Annotated in this window: 14 protein-coding genes; 5 read left to right on the top strand and 9 right to left on the bottom strand. The window is 66.1% G+C overall.

Features of this window, described 5'->3' with window-relative positions; translation table 11 throughout:
- Nucleotides 1–5: 5 nt before the first annotated feature.
- The 5 genes from HCT51_RS15390 (at nt 6) to HCT51_RS15370 (ending at nt 6,950) form a co-directional block, all read left to right on the top strand.
- Nucleotides 6–1,730 (top strand): cytochrome b/b6 domain-containing protein, encoded by a 1,725-nt coding sequence (locus HCT51_RS15390; protein WP_166875500.1) that lies wholly within the window; start codon nt 6–8, stop codon nt 1,728–1,730.
- A gap of 61 nt (nt 1,731–1,791) precedes the next feature.
- Complete coding sequence (fgd, locus tag HCT51_RS15385; protein WP_166875503.1) at nt 1,792–2,796, top strand: glucose-6-phosphate dehydrogenase (coenzyme-F420); 1,005 nt, start codon at nt 1,792–1,794, stop codon at nt 2,794–2,796.
- Between the two features lie 130 nt (nt 2,797–2,926).
- On the top strand, nt 2,927–4,411 hold the full coding sequence (locus HCT51_RS15380) for an NAD-dependent succinate-semialdehyde dehydrogenase (protein WP_224760531.1): 1,485 nt from the start codon (nt 2,927–2,929) through the stop codon (nt 4,409–4,411).
- A gap of 357 nt (nt 4,412–4,768) precedes the next feature.
- Nucleotides 4,769–5,287: a flavin reductase family protein gene (locus HCT51_RS15375; RefSeq protein WP_166875506.1), complete on the top strand. Its 519-nt coding sequence runs from the start codon at nt 4,769–4,771 to the stop codon at nt 5,285–5,287.
- Between the two features lie 136 nt (nt 5,288–5,423).
- On the top strand, nt 5,424–6,950 hold the full coding sequence (locus HCT51_RS15370; RefSeq protein WP_224760530.1) for a 4-hydroxyphenylacetate 3-hydroxylase family protein: 1,527 nt from the start codon (nt 5,424–5,426) through the stop codon (nt 6,948–6,950).
- A gap of 67 nt (nt 6,951–7,017) precedes the next feature.
- On the opposite strand, the gene HCT51_RS15365 is transcribed toward HCT51_RS15370, so the two are convergent.
- The 9 genes from HCT51_RS15365 to HCT51_RS15325 are packed head-to-tail and all read right to left on the bottom strand — an operon-like array spanning nt 7,018 to nt 16,705.
- On the bottom strand, nt 7,018–7,695 hold the full coding sequence (locus tag HCT51_RS15365) for an HD domain-containing protein (protein WP_166875513.1): 678 nt from the start codon (nt 7,693–7,695) through the stop codon (nt 7,018–7,020).
- A 13-nt stretch (nt 7,696–7,708) separates the two neighbouring features.
- A complete protein-coding gene (locus tag HCT51_RS15360; protein ID WP_166875515.1) occupies nt 7,709–9,238 on the bottom strand; it encodes an aldehyde dehydrogenase family protein in 1,530 nt (509 codons plus the stop codon).
- A complete protein-coding gene (locus tag HCT51_RS15355) occupies nt 9,235–9,981 on the bottom strand; it encodes an HD domain-containing protein (protein WP_166875518.1) in 747 nt (248 codons plus the stop codon). The genes HCT51_RS15360 and HCT51_RS15355 overlap by 4 nt, the downstream gene beginning before the upstream one ends.
- Before the next feature lie 26 nt (nt 9,982–10,007).
- On the bottom strand, nt 10,008–11,321 hold the full coding sequence (locus HCT51_RS15350) for an NAD(P)/FAD-dependent oxidoreductase (protein WP_166875521.1): 1,314 nt from the start codon (nt 11,319–11,321) through the stop codon (nt 10,008–10,010).
- Between the two features lie 2 nt (nt 11,322–11,323).
- On the bottom strand, nt 11,324–11,641 hold the full coding sequence (locus tag HCT51_RS15345) for a 2Fe-2S iron-sulfur cluster-binding protein (protein ID WP_166875524.1): 318 nt from the start codon (nt 11,639–11,641) through the stop codon (nt 11,324–11,326).
- 23 nt (nt 11,642–11,664) lie between these two features.
- Nucleotides 11,665–12,417 carry an SDR family NAD(P)-dependent oxidoreductase gene (locus tag HCT51_RS15340; RefSeq protein WP_166875528.1) on the bottom strand — a complete coding sequence of 251 codons (753 nt, stop codon included), beginning with the start codon at nt 12,415–12,417 and terminating at the stop codon, nt 11,665–11,667.
- Nucleotides 12,410–14,284 (bottom strand): PEP-utilizing enzyme, encoded by a 1,875-nt coding sequence (locus HCT51_RS15335; RefSeq protein WP_166875532.1) that lies wholly within the window; start codon nt 14,282–14,284, stop codon nt 12,410–12,412. The genes HCT51_RS15340 and HCT51_RS15335 overlap by 8 nt, the downstream gene beginning before the upstream one ends.
- Before the next feature lie 58 nt (nt 14,285–14,342).
- A complete protein-coding gene (locus HCT51_RS15330) occupies nt 14,343–15,425 on the bottom strand; it encodes a PEP/pyruvate-binding domain-containing protein (protein ID WP_166875820.1) in 1,083 nt (360 codons plus the stop codon).
- Complete coding sequence (locus tag HCT51_RS15325; RefSeq protein ID WP_166875535.1) at nt 15,425–16,705, bottom strand: cytochrome P450; 1,281 nt, start codon at nt 16,703–16,705, stop codon at nt 15,425–15,427. The genes HCT51_RS15330 and HCT51_RS15325 overlap by 1 nt, the downstream gene beginning before the upstream one ends.
- Between the last annotated feature and the right edge of the window lie 51 nt (nt 16,706–16,756).

Here is a 16,756-nt window from a genome sequence, read left to right as displayed (position 1 = left end):
GGACAATGGCAACGTATGTGCGGTCGATACGCCAAGGCCTCCCGCGGTGGCCCGGCGGTGAACCCTGGCCGCCCGCCGGCGACGCGCCGGTCGCTGAGCTCATCGCGGTCGCCCCGGAGCAGCCGCGGGAGATGGTGGCGGATGCCGCTGTGACCGTGCCGGCGCCGACTCCAGAAGCGGCGACCGGTCCCAGCGAGATGGCGCCGGCCACGGTAACGCCGATCGTGGCGGAGCCGGTTGCGCCCGCCGCACCGGCCAGGGGCTTGCAGTCGATCCGTCGCGGATTGCCGCGGGTTCCGGGCGGCGAGCCATGGCCGCCAGCAGGCACGGTGGCGGCATCCGTCGCCGCGGTGCCGGTGGCGTCTCCCATGTCGACTCCGGATGCGGGTCCGACCACGGCGGCGCAGGCTGCGGTCGCCGCGCAGGCTCCGGTTGCCGCGGAGGTTCCGGTTGTTCCCGCAAGACCGGCCGCGGGGATTCCGGTTGCCGCGGCTTCCGATCGTCCGCTCCGTCGCGGCTTGCCGCGGGTGAAGGACGGCGAGCCGTGGCCGCCGGCCGGGTTCGCGCCCGCCCGCGTGGCACCGGCGGCACAGGTAGCACCGGCGGCACCGGACGAGATCGCGCCCGCGGTCGCGGCAACCGCGCCCGCACCCGCAGCCGCGGCAACCGCACCCGCCCCCGCAGCCGCGGCATCCGTTCCCGCCCCCGTCGCTACTGCGGGACGGCCGGTGCGCGCACCGCTGGCACGCCCGACCACGCCGGCTCGTCCCGTGCCGCCGGCCCGCCCCCGTCCGGCGTCGGTGCCCGCCCAGAAGCCCGGACGGTTCGGCGCCTACACCCGCGGCCAGTTGCTGGGTTTCGCGGTCATCGGCGGCTTCGCGCTGATGTTCGCGGCGATGGTCGCGGTGGTCGCCGCCGCCTGGATCCGGGCCCTGCCGGTCACGCAGGACTTCCTCACCGCATTCCCCGGCGAATACCACCTGCCCGAGACGGCGACCCCCGGGTTCCCGGCGTGGGTGCAGTGGCAGCACTTCTTCAACGTGTTCCTGATGGTGCTGATCATCCGTTCCGGGCTGCAGGTGCGCACCGAGAAACGACCGGGCGCGTACTGGACACCGCGATGGTCCAAGGACGGCAAGGGCAAGATCAGCCTGGGACTGTGGTTCCACCAGTCGCTCGACATCCTGTGGCTGCTCAACGGCGTCATCTTCGTCGCGTTGCTGTTCGCCAGCGGGCACTGGATGCGAATCGTGCCGACCAGCTGGGAGGTCTTCCCCAACGCCCTCTCGGCGATGCTGCAGTACGCGTCGCTGAACTGGCCGACCGAGAACGGCTGGGTGAACTACAACAGCCTGCAACAGATCATGTACTTCCTCACCGTCTTCGTCGCAGCCCCGCTGGCGGCCATCACCGGGGTGCGGATGTCGGGCATGTGGCCGAAGAACGCCAAGACACTGAACCGGATCTACCCAGTCGAATGGGCGCGCGCGATCCACTTCCCGGTGATGCTCTACTTCGTGGCGTTCATCATCATTCACGTCGCCCTGGTGTTCGCCACCGGAGCGCTGCGGAACCTGAACCACATGTACGGCGGCACCGACGTGGTCAACTGGGCCGGGTTCTGGATCTTCTTCGTCTCGCTGCTGATCATCGTCGGCGGCTGGATCGCAGCCAGACCCCTGGTGCTCGCCCCAATCGCGAAGCTCACCGGCAAGGTCACGGCACGCTGATCAAGGCTCGCACGCCAGTATTGATTACCGCGCGGCACGCGGCTACAAGAAAGAAGGCACCATGCTGAAACTGGGATTGAAGGCGTCTGCTGAGCAGTTCGCGCCGCGTGAGCTGGTCGAGCTCGGGGTGATGGCGGAGGAGTACGGCTTTGACAGCGTCACCGCCAGCGACCACTTCCAGCCGTGGCGGCACAAGGGCGGGCACGCTCCGTTCTCGCTGGCCTGGATGACCGCGGTCGGCGAGCGCACCAAGCAGGTGCAGATCGGCACCTCGGTGATGACCCCGACGTTCCGCTACAACCCGGCGGTGGTGGCGCAGGCGTTCGCGACCATGGGCTGTCTCTACCCCGGCCGCATCATCCTCGGGGTGGGCACCGGGGAGGCGTTGAACGAGATCGCGACCGGGTTCCGCGGTGAGTGGCCGGAGTTCAAGGAGCGCCTCGGGCGGCTGCGGGAGTCGGTGGACCTGATGCGGCAACTGTGGACCGGTGACCGGGTCGACTTCGAGGGCGAGTACTACTCGACCAAGGGCGCCTCGATCTACGACGTGCCGGAGGGCGGCATCCCGATCTACATCGCCGCCGGCGGCCCGGTGGTGGCGCGCTACGCCGGGCGGGCCGGTGACGGCTTCATCTGCACCTCGGGTAAGGGCATGGAGCTGTACACTGAGCAGCTGCTGCCCGCGGTCGCGGAAGGCGCCGCGAAGGCGGGCCGCAACTTCGAGGACCTCGACCGGATGATCGAGATCAAGATCTCCTACGACACCGATCCGGATGCCGCGCTGGAGAACACCCGCTTCTGGGCTCCGTTGTCGCTCAGCGCCGAGCAGAAGCACTCGATCGAGGACCCGATCGAGATGGAGGCGGCGGCCGATGCGCTGCCGATCGAGCAGATCGCGAAACGCTGGATCGTGGCATCCGACCCCGACCAGGCGTTGGAGCAGATCCAGCCGTACCTGGACGCGGGCCTGAACCACCTGGTGTTCCACTCGCCCGGCCACGACCAGAAGCGGTTCCTCGACCTGTTCCGCAGCGACCTCGCGCCGAGACTGCGCGCGATCGGCTAACTAGTCACGCGGGTCGTCGCTCGACCGTTCCAATCTGTTTCCTTTGCCCTACCTGATCTTTCGACGAACCTTGGGAGCCCTCAGATTCGTCGCCAACGTGCTCGCCGCACACTGAGGAGACCTGGCTGCAATGACTATCGTGATGAATCCTGCCCTTGACGAGGCCGAGGTGCTCGTCGGCATCCCAGACCGCCTGTTCATCGGAGGGGAATGGGTTGAGGCTGAGGGCAGCGCCACGATCGACGTTCTTGACCCGTCGACCGGACGTCGGATCGCAACGGTGGCGGATGCCTCGATCGCTGATGGTGTGCGGGCGCTGGATGCCGCGGCCGCAGCACAGGCGGACTGGGCGCGCACTCCCGCCCGAGTGCGCGGCGAAATGCTGCGCCGCGCATTCGACCTGCTGCAGCAGCGCACAGAGCAGTTCGCGTTGCTGATGACCCTGGAGATGGGTAAGCCGCTGGCCGAAGCGCGTGGAGAGGTCGCCTACGGCGGCGAGTTCCTGCGCTGGTTCAGCGAGGAGGCGGTGCGAATCAGCGGTCGCTACGGGCCGACCCCCGAGGGCACCGGGACGATGATTGTCACCCAGCGCCCGGTCGGTCCGGTGTATCTGATCACCCCGTGGAACTTCCCCCTCGCGATGGCCACCCGCAAGCTCGGTCCGGCTCTCGCGGCCGGCTGCACGGTGGTGATCAAGCCGGCGACGCTCACGCCGCTGACGACCCTCGCTCTCGTCGCGTTGCTCGAGGAAGCCGGCCTGCCGAAGGGTGTCGTGAACCTGATCACCACGACATCCACCGCGCAGCTGTCCGAGACGTTGCTCGCCGACCCGCGGCTCCGCAAGGTGAGCTTCACCGGATCCACTCCGGTGGGGGTCGCGTTGCTGAAGCAGGCCGCGCCGAACGTGCTGCGCACCTCGATGGAGCTCGGCGGCAACGCCCCCTTCATCGTCTTCGACGACGCCAACCTCGACGCGGCGGTGGAGGGCGCCCTGGCCGCGAAGTTCCGAAACATCGGGCAGGCGTGCACCGCGGCGAACAGGTTTATCGTGCAGGAGAGCATCGCCGACGAGTTCGCGGCTCGACTCGCGGAGCGGGTTCGCTCGATGACGGTGGGCCGCGGCACCGACGACGGCGTGACGATCGGCCCGCTCATCGATCACAAGGCCGTTGCCAACACGCAGCGGCTGGTCGACGACGCCGTGGCGAAGGGCGCAGTCCTGTTGGCCGGTGGGTCCGCGATCGAGGGCGCCGGCAGCTTCTTCGAACCAACCGTGCTCGATCGGGTGACGGATGGGATGGCGATCAAGGTCGAGGAGATCTTCGCCCCTGTGGTGTCGATCATCCGGTTCGCCGACGAGGCCGAGGCGGTGCGCATCGCGAACGATTCCGAGTACGGGCTTGTCGGCTACGTGTTCACCGAGGACTTCAAGCGCGGCCAGCGCATGATCGACCAAATCGACACCGGCATGATGGGCCTGAACGTTGGCGTGGTCTCCAACGCCGCGGCACCGTTCGGCGGCGTGAAGCAGTCCGGAGTCGGGCGAGAGGGCGGGTCCGAGGGCATCCACGAGTACCTCGAGACCAAGTACACCCTGATGCCGAACCCGTCCTAATCGGGGACGTGGAAAGAGGGGCCTGCGCATTCGGCGCAGGCCCCTCGTTTCATGACTGCGCGCAGCGTCAGAGGCCGGTAGCCTTCGCGGCGGCGCCTGCTTTAAGAGCCGAGGATCCAAAATCGGTGGACCAGACAGATGCCGAGGTACGAGAACTCGTTTCCGCCCAGCGGAAGAAATCCTTGCGCTCTTTCTGTTGGGCGACCTTAGATGAGTGCTGCCGCCTCCTCTCGGCCGTGGATGTGACGATGGGTGGGGGATCGGTCCAGACAACAAAGGAGTCGTCATGGTGCTTTCCGAGGATCCGTTCCCCGCCTACGCGGAGCTGCTGAGTCATGGGCTCTCCGAGGAGACACCATGACCACTCAGGACACCCTCGATCCCACCGAGTATCGGAGCGCCCTCGGCGGCTTCGCGACGGGCGTGACGATCGTGACGACGAAGATTGACGGCGTTGCCTACGGCGCCACCGTCAACGCCTTCACCTCCGTGTCGATGAATCCGCCACTCGTACTCGTCTCGCTCGACCGCCGCAGTAACCTCTGTACCCGTCTCGCGGGTCGACCCTTCGTCGTCAACGTACTCGCGCACAATCAGGAGTCGCTCGCCTGGCACTTCGCGGGTCGATCCCGGTTCGAGCCTCACGAGATCCCGTGGGAGGCGGTCGACGCTGACTCGCCGTTCGCGCCACTCAAGGGGACGGTTGCGTCCTTCCGCTGCAGCCCGTGGGCCGAGTACGACGGCGGCGACCACTCACTATTCATCGGTGAGGTGCGGGCATTCACTCGAACCTACGGCGATCCGCTCCTGTTCCACAGCGGCATGTTTTCCATGACGGCCGAGAACATCCGGCACGGGTTGCACTCGACCCTGTGACACCAATCCCACCTATAACCACTGAGACCGAAGGAAGTGAACTATGTCAATCGCTGAATCCGAAGACACCATCACCCCCACCCTGACCGGCATCTCGAACAACCCCGTCCTGAGTAACCTGCCCGCTGACCGCCCGATGACTGGCGATGAGTACGTCGCCAGCCTGCGAGACGGTCGCGAGATCTACATCTACGGTGAACGCGTCCGCGATGTGACGGAGCATCCAGCGTTCTATAATCCGATCCGCATGACCGCGCGTCTCTATGATGCGCTGCACGATCCCGAACAACGTGATGCCCTGACCAGCCCGACCGATACAGGCAACGGCGGACGGACAATGTCGTTCTTCCGTGCCGCCCGAAGCGTCGAGGACATGACGCAGGATCAGAGGGCAATCAAGGCCTGGGCCGAGATCACGTACGGATGGATGGGTCGATCCCCGGATTACAAGGCCGCGTTCCTGGGTACACTCGGCGCCAATTCCGCCTTCTACACGCCGTTCGAGGACAACGCGAAGCGCTGGTATGCGGAGTCGCAAAACAAGGTGCTGTACTGGAACCACGCCATCGTGAATCCGCCCGTCGACCGGAACCGTCCGGCGGACGAGGTCGAGGACGTGTTTGTGCACGTCGAGAAGGAGACCGATGCCGGTCTCGTCGTGAGCGGCGCGAAAGTGGTGGCGACGGGCTCCGCGCTGACGCACTTCAACTTCATCGGCTATTACGGTATGCCGTTCAAGAAGAAGGAATATGCGCTCATCGCAACGGTGCCGATGAGTTCGCCCGGCATGAAACTCATCTGCCGGCCGTCGTACACCGCCACATCTGCGGCGATGGGCGCACCGTTCGACTACCCCCTCTCCTCCCGCCTCGATGAGAACGACACGGTCCTGATCCTCGACAAGGTGCTCATCCCGTGGGAGAACGTCTTCTCATACGGCGATGCGGATCGGATCTCGAACTTCGTGCCGCTGTCGGGCTTCCTCGAGCGTTTCACGTTCCAGGGGACGATCCGCCTCGCCGTCAAGCTCAAGTTCATCGCCGGTCTGCTGCTGAAGGCAGTGGAGATGACGGGCACGAAGGACTTCCGCGGTGTTCAGAGCCGGATCGGCGAAGTCATCGCTTGGCAGCATCTCTTCGAAGGTCTGTCCGACGCCGCGATCCGTGACCACCGCGAGTGGGAAAATGGAACGCTGCTGCCGAGCACCAAGTACGGGATGATCTACCGATGGTTCATGCAGGTCGGGTACAGCCGCGTCAAGGAAATCATCGAGCAGGATGTCGCGAGCGCCCTCGTCTACATGAACTCGAGTTCCGCGGACTTCAAGAACCCGGAAATCCGCAAGTACCTCGATAAGTACGCGCGCGGCTCCAACGGCTTCGACGCCGAAGCCCGTATGAAGCTTATGAAGGCCCTGTGGGACAGCATTGGATCCGAGTTCGGTGGCCGGCACGAACTGTACGAGCGCAACTACGCCGGCAACCATGAAGGTGTGCGTGTCGAGCTATACGGGGCCGCGGAGGCGACCGGGAACGCCGATGGAATGAGGAGCTTCGTCGACCGCTTCCTGAGTGAGTACGACCTCGACGGCTGGACGTCTCCCGACCTCAAGAGCTTCGACGAGTTGCGCACGAACACCTTCACGAGCATCCATAACGCCTGAGCCCACCGGGTGGGCCCGCATGTCGCCTCGACGATCATGTGGGCCCACGTTGGCGGGGTCTGATCGTTTAGGTCAGACCCTGTCGCTGCGGCGCACCGTCCAGAGACGCGATCGCGGTCAGCACCCGGCCCATTGTGCGAGCGGCGTCGGTGAACAGGCTGCCCTGCACCCGCGCGGCGGTAATCCGTAGCGACTCATCGCGAGTCAGACCGAACCAGCCGCACACCGTGGCAATCCCGTGCGGGGTGACTCGCCACAGCTTGTCGGCATCCTTCACGATGGCATCCTCGACGGACAGCGCGGTCAAACGCGAGTCATGGCCATCGATGATTGCGACGACGCGCTCAATCATGTCGGCGTCATAGTCGAGATGGTGCAGGATGTCGCGGGCGATCCGCGCCCCCTCGATCTCATGCTTGCGGATCAGGTCGGGTCGCCCTCCACCGGGAGCGATCGCCTCGAGGATCTCGTGTTCGGCGACCGTGGACCAACCAGTGTCGTGCAGCAGGATCGCGCACAGAACCACCTCTTCGTCGGCGTCCGGGGTCACCGCCAGCAACGCCCTGGCAATGCCGTACGCGTACAGCGTATGGGTGTCGTTGTTGCGAACATGCAGGTATGCGGCTGCCCGTTCCCAGATGGCGGCGTCGCGATCGCTCAGCGATAGGTATCCGTCGATGGTCGTGCCGTCAGGGATGTGACTGCGAACGTCGCGCCCGTAGCGCGTGCTGGTCGGCGAGGTCATGGCGAGCTCCTGGCTACTTCCGGCGGTGGATCGACTTGTAGGTCAGGTACGCGTTGAGCCCCTCGATGCCATACTCGGTGCCGAGCCCGGAGTCGTGGCGGCCGCCGAACGGTGCGGCGTGGTTCGAGGCGAAGAAGTTGATTCCAACCGATCCGGTGTCCATCCGGTCGGCGACCGCGAACGCGGCAGACTCGTCCCCGCTGAACACCACACCACCCAGACCGAACTCGGTGTTATTCGCAAGCGCGATTGCCTCATCGACGTCCGCGTACTTCAGAACGGAGAGCACCGGCCCGAAAATCTCCTCGCGCGAGATCCGCATCCAGGGCTCGACGTCAGCGAACACCGTGGGCTCCACGAAGAAACCCCGTTCCAGGCCACCGGCCAGGCTGGCGGCGCGCCCACCAGTGGTGGGCCGAGCGCCTTCTGCGCGGCCAGACTCCACGTAGTCCAACACGGTGCGGAACTGCGACTCGGTTGCGGTCGGCCCGAACACAGTTGCCTGGTCGAGCGGATCGCCCTGCGGCCCTGCCGCGATGGTGGCGGTCACCATGTCGACGACCTCGTCATACCGGCTCGCGGGCGCGAGGATCCGCGTCGAGATGTAGCAGGTCTGACCGGTGTTGCGCATGCACGACCGGATGAGCACCGACGACATGGCGTCCAGGTCGGCGTCCGGCAGCACGATTGCGCTGGACTTGCCGCCCAGCTCAAGCGTGACCGGCCGCAGCAATTCCCCGCTCGCCGCGGCAATCCGGCGCCCGACCGGCGTCGATCCGGTGAATGCGACCTTGTCGACATCCGGATGCCGCACCAACACGTCACCGAGACGACCCGACCCGGTGATGAGGTTCACCACCCCGGCCGGCACCCCCGCCGCGGCGACCGCATCGACGATCAACCGGATAGACAGCGGAGTCGGCGAGGCCGGCTTGATCACGACGGTGCAACCGGCCAGGAGCGCCGGAGCGAGCTTGCTGACCACGAGGTTGATCGGGAAGTTCCACGGCGCAATCAGCGCGCAGACACCGACCGGGTCACGCCGCACGATGGACTCGCCACCGCCTCGCGGGAAGGCGCGCACATCCTCGTGCTCGAGGTACCCGGCGAGGCTGGCGAAGTAGCGCAGAATTCCCGCCGCGTTCGCCGCAGCGCCACTCGACTCCGCTACCGGGGAGCCGTTCTCGCGAGTGTTGGTCAGGGAGATCTCCGTTGCCCGCTTCTCGACCTCATCGGCGATCCGCAGCAGGTAACCGGCGCGCTCTGTGGGCGTCAGCCGCGGCCACTCGCCGGCGAACGCGCGGCGGGCCGAGGCCACGGCGGCGTCGATATCCTCGGCCGATCCATCGGGCACCGATCCCCACACCTCGCCAGTGGCCGGGTCGGTGACCGGGTTGCGGTCGGTGCCGATAGCCGGGGTCCACGCGCCATCCACGAACACGTCATCCACGTTGCTGTACGGCAGCGACAGCACGCCTCGCGCGATGGATGCCGGTGAGGCGCTCGCGCTGGTCACGGAGTTCTGGTCGTGGAGAGAAGTCATCGCAGCACCGCCGTCTTCAGCAGCGCCCGGGAGCGCGCGATATCCGCGGTCGCCATATCGAGGGCAGCCTGCGTGATCAGCTCGGGCAGGATCTCGGAGATGAGCCGATCCGTGTACATAGCGGGGTCCATCTTGAACCAGGAGCTGGCCAGTGCGATTCCCGCATGGTCGAACCGCCACAGGCGGTCGGCATCGCGCATCATCGCATCCTCGAGTGAATACGCCACCGGACGAGTGTCATGCCCGTCGATGATCAGGCAGACACGCTCGATGAACTCGTCGGAGTAGCCGAGGCCGGGCAGCACGCGGCGGGCGACGTCGCAGCCTTCTCGCTCGTGTTCGTACCGGATGTCGGAGGTTCGCCAGTTGCCGGTGAAGCCCTCCGACATTATTCGGGACTCGTCGACGTGTGCCCAGCCGGTGTCGTGCAGCAGCGTGGCCACCCGAACCAGCTCGGCGTCGGCCGAGGGATAGGCGCGGCAGAGCCGCTCGGCGAAGGCCAGGGAGATCGGCAGGTGGATGTCGTTTCCGCGAGTGCGCGTCTCGGGGACAACGGCTCGCCAGAGACCGTCGAGGTCGTCGAGCGCAGCAGGAGTCGTGGCAATGGGGGAGGAATCCACCGGGCCGTCGGCCGGGACAGGACGAACCGGATAGCCCGCGACGAAGTCGTCGGCCAGTGCGTCCGCGTCGAGCTGCTGGGCTGAGTGACCGGCCGAGGCGGCCGGGTTGTTCGCGCTCGTCATGATGCTCCTTAGGCGTCAGCCGTGAATCAGTTGTCGATGGTGATGGTCTTGAGCGCCGCGGCCGGATCGCTGGCAGCCTCGGCAGGGATGTTCTGGGCGCGCGCGAGCGCGTTCTTGACCGCCATGAAGTCGAGCGGCGCATTGACGCAGTCGGCGGCGATGATCTGCCCGGCGCGGTAATAGAGCACGCTGAACTTTCCGCGCTCGTCGTCGCGGCGCACGACGGTCTGGTCGTGCCCGCTGCAGAGGCCTGCGATCTGGAGCTTCAGGTCGGCCTGATTCGACCAGAACCAGGGGATGCCGGCGTACTCCTCGCGTCGCCCAGTGAGGGAGTACGCGGCGACCTTTGCCTGCTCGACCGCGTTGTTCACGCTCTCCAGCCGGATCCGCTCGCCTGGCGCCGACCCGGGCACCGGGTTCGGCATGTTCGCGCAGTCGCCGACCGCCACCGTGGTGCCGTCCGACGCGAGCGCGTAGCGGTCGACCACGATGCCGTTATCGACCGCGAGCCCGAGCTGTTCGGCGAGGTCGGTGTTCGGGATCACACCGATGCCGATGATCACGATCTGGGCCGGCAGCACGGTGCCGTCGGGCAGCTCGACGCCGGCGACTGTGCGGCCATCGGCATCCGGCACGAACCGCCGCAGGGCGGTGGAGAGCCGGATGTCGAGTCCTCGCTCACGGTGCGCACGCAGGAAGTAGTCAGCGGTCTCTTCGCCGACCGCCCGGCCTACCAGGCGGGGACCGTATTCCAGCACCGTCACGTTCTTGCCGAGCTTCTGCAGGCTGGATGCGGCCTCGAGCCCGATGAAACCGCCGCCGACGATCACGACATCCTGGGCTTCGCCGATTCTGGCCTTCAGCTCTAGTGCGTCATCCGCGTTGCGCAGGTACAGCACCCGGTCGAGGTCTGAACCCTCTACATCCATGCGCCGGGCGCGGGCGCCGACGGTGAGTGCCAGCCGGGTGAACGGGAAGGATGCACCGGATGACGCGTGCGCGACACCCGAGCCGTCGGCATCCTTATCGATCCGCACGATCCGCTCGCCTTTGACCAGGCTCACGTTGTGCTCGGCCCAGTAGTCATTCGAGCGGAAAATGAGCGACTCGCTCTCCATCGTTCCCTGCAGGAACTCCTTCGACAGTGCCGGCCGCTGGTATGGCCGGTGATCTTCGTCGCCGAGCAGGGTGATGTGCTCGTCGAAGCCGAGGGCGCGCAGTGACACGGCCAATTGCACGCCGGCTTGGCTGGCCCCGATGATGAGCAGCCCGGTTCGGGTCGCCCGGGTGCTGTCCGCCACCGGCTGGCCGGTGGGCTGGATGGTTTCGGTGGTGCTCATGGTCAGACCTGCGTGCTGGGGGTAGTGATGAATACCTCGTCGTCTGCCAGCTTGAGCTGGCAGGACAGCCGGGAGTTGTCCTGCCGGTCGACGGCGGTGCCATAGAGCATCTCGTCTTCCATGTCGCTCATCGGGGGCAGATGCTCGGCGCAGTCCTCCCGAAGGAACACGTGGCAGGTGGCACAGGACAGTGACCCGCCGCACTCGGCGACGATCCCGGGCACGCCGTTGCGAACCGCGGTTTCCATAACCGAGTCGCCGACGTTGCCGTCGATGTCGCGCACGGTGCCGTCCGCGTCGGTGAAATGGACCGTTGGCATGACTACTCCTTGGGGTGGTGGTGCTAGATGAACTGTCGGCCGCCGTCGACGACCATGGTTTGACCGGTGAAATACGCGCTGTCGGGGCCGGCGAGGAACACGGCGGCTCCGACAATGTCCTCGGGCTGGCTGGCCCGCTTGATCGCGCCGCGGTCCACGCCGTACTCCGCGGCATTGTCGATGAGTCCGTAACTGGCCTCGGTGAGGGTGAATCCCGGGGCGATCGCGTTGACCGTGATCCCGCGTCGCCCCAGCTCTTTGGCCAGTACCCGGGTGAGCGCGACCACGCCTCCCTTGGATGCCACGTAGTGCAGCCACTGCTCGGATCCGCTGTACACGGTGGCGCTGGAGATGTTGATGACTCGACCGCCCTCGGGCAGGAACGGGCTGGCCGCCCGGGTGACGAGCCAGGGTCCCTTCAGGTTCACGCCCATCACCAGGTCCCATTCGGCCGGGTCGATGTCCTCGAAGGGGCTGCGGGTGACGGTGGCGTACACGGCGGCGTTGTTGAGCACGACGTCGATGCGTCCGTCCCCGAACTCGGCGACGCCTGCCGCGAGTTCCTCGGTGGAGTCGAGACTGGTGACGTCGGCCCGGAAGGCCGCGGCATCCGCCCCGGCCTCCCGAACCAGACGAGCGGTTTCTTCGGCGCCCTCGAGGTTGAGGTCGGCGACCGCGACCCGGTAGCCGCGGCCGGCGAAGCCGAGCGCGAACGCTCGACCCAGCCCGCCGGCCGCGCCGGTGATCAGGATGGTGCGGGGAGCAAAATCAGCCATGGCTGTGACTGTGTGCTCCAGGACCGGACACGATCAGTTCGCCGGCATCCGCGTCGTCCAGGATCTGCACCGTGCCCTTCGTGCCGTCCACGCGCAGGCGCTGGCCGGTCTTGATGGTGGTGGATGCCGATCCGGTTCCAGTGACGGCGGGCAGGCCGTACTCGCGGCAGACGATCGCGGCGTGGCTCATCATGCCGCCGATGTCGGTGACGGTGGCCTTGATCTTGCCGAAGATCGGACCCCACGAGGGTGCGGTGACCGTGGCGACCAGGATCTCACCCTGCTGCACCTCGGACAGCTGATCGGCGTCATGAATGACGCGCGCCAGGCCCTCGACCACACCGGGGGATGCCGCCATGCCGCGCAGTCCGCCGCCCTCGACGGCCTCGCCCTCGCCCAGCCAGGACTGCACCTGCTCGGTGGTGATGCCCCAGAGCATTCGGGTGAAGGGTTCGGTGATCACCGACGGCGGAGTGTTCAGCGCCGGAGCCGGACGGGCCGTCTTCAACGCGTCAACGATCTTGCGGCGCCGCTCGACCTCGTCCGGCCAGTAGGTCGGGCCGATCGGCTCGGCGCCGACACCCCAGCCGGTGACCAGGTCGAACAGCGCATCGCGCACCTCGTTGCGGCCGAGGTAGAGCAGGTCGTCGGGTTCGTTCCAGAAGCCTTCGGCGTGCAGCATCCGCGACAGCTCGCGGATCTTGCGCCAGAACACTCCCATCGTCCAGTGCTCGATGTAGAAGTTGTGGTTCTCCACGTACGGGTACGCCATGGCGGCCAGCCCACGCTTGCCGTCGAAGGTGGCCTGGGTCTCGCCGTCGAGCAGGTCGCGGTACTCCCCGATAATCCGGTCACGCTCGGCGATCAGCGCGGCGACCGGTCGCATGATGTCCTGACCGTCCTCGACGCGTCGGATGTAGTCGGCGATGTAGCCGAGCGGGATCTCCTGGTGTTCGTTCCAGTACTTGTCGTGCCCGTAGAAGCCGTTGCCGACGGTGAAGTTGAACCAGGGGTCCTGGGCCGACTCGTACTGGGCGATCCAGCGCTCGCCGCCGGGGGCGGCGGCGATGGTGGCCAGGGTTGCCTCGACGTCGTCGGTGTTGCCGAACTCACCCTGCAGCCCGAGCTCCACCGCGAGGGTGGCGAGCTTCTTCAGCTCGTCATCGGGCTTGAAGAGCTCCATGTCGACGCCCTGCACCATGGTGGCGATGGACTGGTCGGGGATGTTCGGGAAGACCTCCTTGCAGAAGTTGAAGAAGTCCAGGTAGGCGATGTAGCCGAGGTTGAGGAACTCGAAGTGGTACTGCCAGTTCTGGTAGGCCAACTGGATCAGCCTGTCGTAGCTGTCCAGCAGCACCTCGGAGCCGTCCTTGGCCTTGCCCGAAACGATGTCCTCCATGGGCACCATGTCGGGCAGCTTCGTGAACGAAATGCCCTCCATCTCATCGATCGTGCCGCGCACCTTGACGCGCCACTGGTCAAGCAAGGTCTCCCAGTTCTGGAAGTAGTGGCCAATGCGCTGTTCGAACAGCGGTACACGGGCGGCGATCTGGTCCTCCGGCACCGGGATCGGCGACATGTAGAGGTAGCCGAGGTGAATCTTGAACTCGATGCCGTTGGCGTTCGGGATCATCAGGTGGCGGGAGTTGTACTGGCCCAGACACTTGACCGCGAACTCACCGCCGATGGTTTCGAACGGCTTGAACACCGTCGGCCAGTGCTGGCTGTCGCAGAACCAGAACTTGGCGTCCTCCTGCTCCTTCAGCTTGTCCTGAAAGACCAGATAGTACGGGTACAGCTGCTCCCAGCCTTCGGCGCCAGATGGCACCGCAAGATCAGAAGGTTTCGGGAAGGACTTCGGTGACATAGCGATCCTTTCGGGTCTGGCTCGACAGTGAGCCGTGAATGGAGCAGAGGGTGGAACGTCAGGTGGTCGGTTTGAGCAGTGCCGAGGTGATGCTGCCGAAGCTGTAGCCACCGGTCGCGGGCGGGGTCGGCACCGGTTTCGTGGCCGGCTTGCTGGAGTGCACGGTTTCGGGCCGGGACTGCAATAGCAGCAGGTTCTCGCCTTCTGGCAGGTCGGCATCCAACGCCCACTCGATGTCCTGCGGGCTGCGGTAGTGCTTCTCGGCCCGCTTGGCCATCTGGGCAACCGCCAGCAACTGGTCGTCGGTGAGGCTGCGGACGGCGCGACGGGCGGGCTCGACTTCGTGTTCGATCAGGGCTCCCGCCGAGGCATCCGGGATCAGCTCGATGTGCTTGTCGCCCAGGTGCTCGGTGATCAAGGCAAGCGTGACCTTGTCGAGCAGGATGTTGTCAGGCGTGACCAGCCCGGAAACGACCAGCTCGCCGACGCCGTATGACGAGTCGATGGTGATCTTGGAGCGGTCGCCGTTGGTCGGGTCGAGGGTCATCGCGACGCCGGAAACCAGACTGTTGACCATCTTCTGCACGACCACCGCCATGGACAGTCCCTCGGCAGGGATGTTGTTGCGCAGTCGGTAGATGATGGCGCGCGAGGTGTACAGCGACGCCCAGCACTTTCGGATGTGCTCGGTCACTGCGGCGACGTCCGTCAGCCACAGGTAGGTGTCCTGCTGGCCGGCGAAGGATGCGTCGGGCAGGTCCTCCGCGGTTGCGCTGGAGCGCACCGCGACCGGGACGGGGCTGCTGAAGCGAGTCTGCAGCGCCTCATACGCGCCGATGGTCTCGGCGCGCAAGTCGTCGGGCACCGGACACGAGCAAATTGAATCGCGGATGTCGGCGGACACGCGGTCGACGTGGACGATGTCCTCGGGGTCGAGGTCGGCGAGCAGCTGCTCGATCTTCTCGGCGATCCCGGCCGCGTGCATGAAGGCGTCGAATTGGGCGGTTGTCACGATAAAGCCTGGAGGAACCGGCATCCCCGCGGTGGTCATGGTGACCAGGGAGGCGCCCTTGCCGCCGAGCTGGTCAAGCCGCGGCTCGATTCCGCCATCGAAGAACTGGACGAATTCGGTGCTGCGCATCACGCGGCCTCCCAGCTCACCGGCACAGCCTCGGGCACACGGAACGAGATGTTCTCGCGGAAGGTGATCTGCTCGGGGTCCTGCAGTCTCAGGTTCGGCGCCAGCCGCGTGACTTCCTCGAGCACGACCTTCGCCTGCAATTTGGCCAGCATGTTGCCCAGGCAGTAGTGAATCCCGAAGCCGAACGACAAGTGTTCGCGGGCGTTCGGTCGTGAAATGTCGAATGCCTCGCCGTCGTCGAACTTCTCGGCGTCGCGGTTGGCCGATCCCATGAGCAAGAGCAGCTCGGCTCCCTCGGGGATCCGCACGCCGGCGACATCCGCAGTCTTAAGCGCCTTGCGGCGCCAGGCGACGATCGAGCCGGAGTAGCGCAGCACCTCGTCGATGGCGGCGGGGATGCGGGCGGAGTCCTCGACCAGCTGCTGCCACTGCTCCTGGTGTGCGAGCAGCACGCGCAGCGAGTTGGCGATGAGCGTCGTGGTGGTCTCGTGGCCGGCGAAGAGGAGGCTGTACGCGACGGAGGCGATCTCGTGGTCGGAGATGTCGGCGCCTTCTGCCTGCGCACGCACCAGGTCAGCGGTCAGGTTGTCGCCGCCCTCCTCGTGTGCAACGCGCACCAGGCGCAGGCATTCCTGCCAGTACTCGACCAGGTTGTGGGCGTGCGGGATCTGTTCCTCGTCGCTGAGGTCACCCCAGGTCATTGCCGCGCGAGAGTCGCTCCACCGCTTGAAGGTGTCAACCTGTGAGGTATCGGCGCCGATGAGCGCGAGGATCGTGATCGTCGGCACGTCGTATGCGATGTCGCGGAAGACGTCACCGTGATGGTCGGGCTGCGCGAGCATCTTCTGGGTGAGCTCGATCACGTTCTGTCGGATTGCCGGCTCGAGTGCCTTGTAGCGGCGCGGCGTGAATGCCTTCTGCACGACGGCACGGATGCGGGTGTGCTCGGGTGGGCGGCGGGCGGAGAGCCCGGAGTACGCGGTGAATCCGCCGTCCTCCATGATCTGCTTCGCCGCAGCGCCACGCTCACGAACTGGAGCTTGCGCGTTCTCGCTGGAGAAGGTCTCCCAGTCGTCGAACACGGCCTTGATGTCCTCGTAACGAGAGACCACGTAGAGGCCGGTGCGCTCATCGAACATGACCGGCTGCTCGGCGCGAAGCTCTGCATAGGCGGGGAACGGATCCTTCAGCTGGAACGGTTCGTAGCCGTGATGTCCTGCCGGTGCTTCCGCTCCGTGCGCGACTGGGCAGCGGCCCATCGTTTCCGTTGAGGACGACATGTGAACTCCTATGTTCTTTCCCGGTGCAGGTTCGGTTCCCACAGTCTGGCT

It is taken from the genome of Salinibacterium sp. ZJ450, from assembly GCF_011751885.2.
In the GTDB taxonomy this organism is placed as follows: Bacteria; Actinomycetota; Actinomycetes; order Actinomycetales; family Microbacteriaceae; genus Ruicaihuangia.
The sequence above is the reverse complement of the archived record's forward strand: the minus strand, read 5'-3'. Positions and strand labels throughout refer to the sequence as shown.

Excerpts from the sequence above, each read along its gene's own strand:
- HCT51_RS15390 (WP_166875500.1), top strand. The coding sequence starts at position 6 with ATGGCAACGTATGTGCGGTCGATACGCCAAGGCCTCCCGCGGTGGCCC.
- fgd (WP_166875503.1), top strand. The coding sequence starts at position 1,792 with ATGCTGAAACTGGGATTGAAGGCGTCTGCTGAGCAGTTCGCGCCGCGT.
- HCT51_RS15380 (WP_224760531.1), top strand. The coding sequence starts at position 2,927 with ATGACTATCGTGATGAATCCTGCCCTTGACGAGGCCGAGGTGCTCGTC.
- HCT51_RS15375 (WP_166875506.1), top strand. The coding sequence starts at position 4,769 with ATGACCACTCAGGACACCCTCGATCCCACCGAGTATCGGAGCGCCCTC.
- HCT51_RS15370 (WP_224760530.1), top strand. The coding sequence starts at position 5,424 with ATGACTGGCGATGAGTACGTCGCCAGCCTGCGAGACGGTCGCGAGATC.
- HCT51_RS15365 (WP_166875513.1), bottom strand. The coding sequence starts at position 7,695 with ATGACCTCGCCGACCAGCACGCGCTACGGGCGCGACGTTCGCAGTCAC.
- HCT51_RS15360 (WP_166875515.1), bottom strand. The coding sequence starts at position 9,238 with ATGACTTCTCTCCACGACCAGAACTCCGTGACCAGCGCGAGCGCCTCA.
- HCT51_RS15355 (WP_166875518.1), bottom strand. The coding sequence starts at position 9,981 with ATGACGAGCGCGAACAACCCGGCCGCCTCGGCCGGTCACTCAGCCCAG.
- HCT51_RS15350 (WP_166875521.1), bottom strand. The coding sequence starts at position 11,321 with ATGAGCACCACCGAAACCATCCAGCCCACCGGCCAGCCGGTGGCGGAC.
- HCT51_RS15345 (WP_166875524.1), bottom strand. The coding sequence starts at position 11,641 with ATGCCAACGGTCCATTTCACCGACGCGGACGGCACCGTGCGCGACATC.
- HCT51_RS15340 (WP_166875528.1), bottom strand. The coding sequence starts at position 12,417 with ATGGCTGATTTTGCTCCCCGCACCATCCTGATCACCGGCGCGGCCGGC.
- HCT51_RS15335 (WP_166875532.1), bottom strand. The coding sequence starts at position 14,284 with ATGTCACCGAAGTCCTTCCCGAAACCTTCTGATCTTGCGGTGCCATCT.
- HCT51_RS15330 (WP_166875820.1), bottom strand. The coding sequence starts at position 15,425 with ATGCGCAGCACCGAATTCGTCCAGTTCTTCGATGGCGGAATCGAGCCG.
- HCT51_RS15325 (WP_166875535.1), bottom strand. The coding sequence starts at position 16,705 with ATGTCGTCCTCAACGGAAACGATGGGCCGCTGCCCAGTCGCGCACGGA.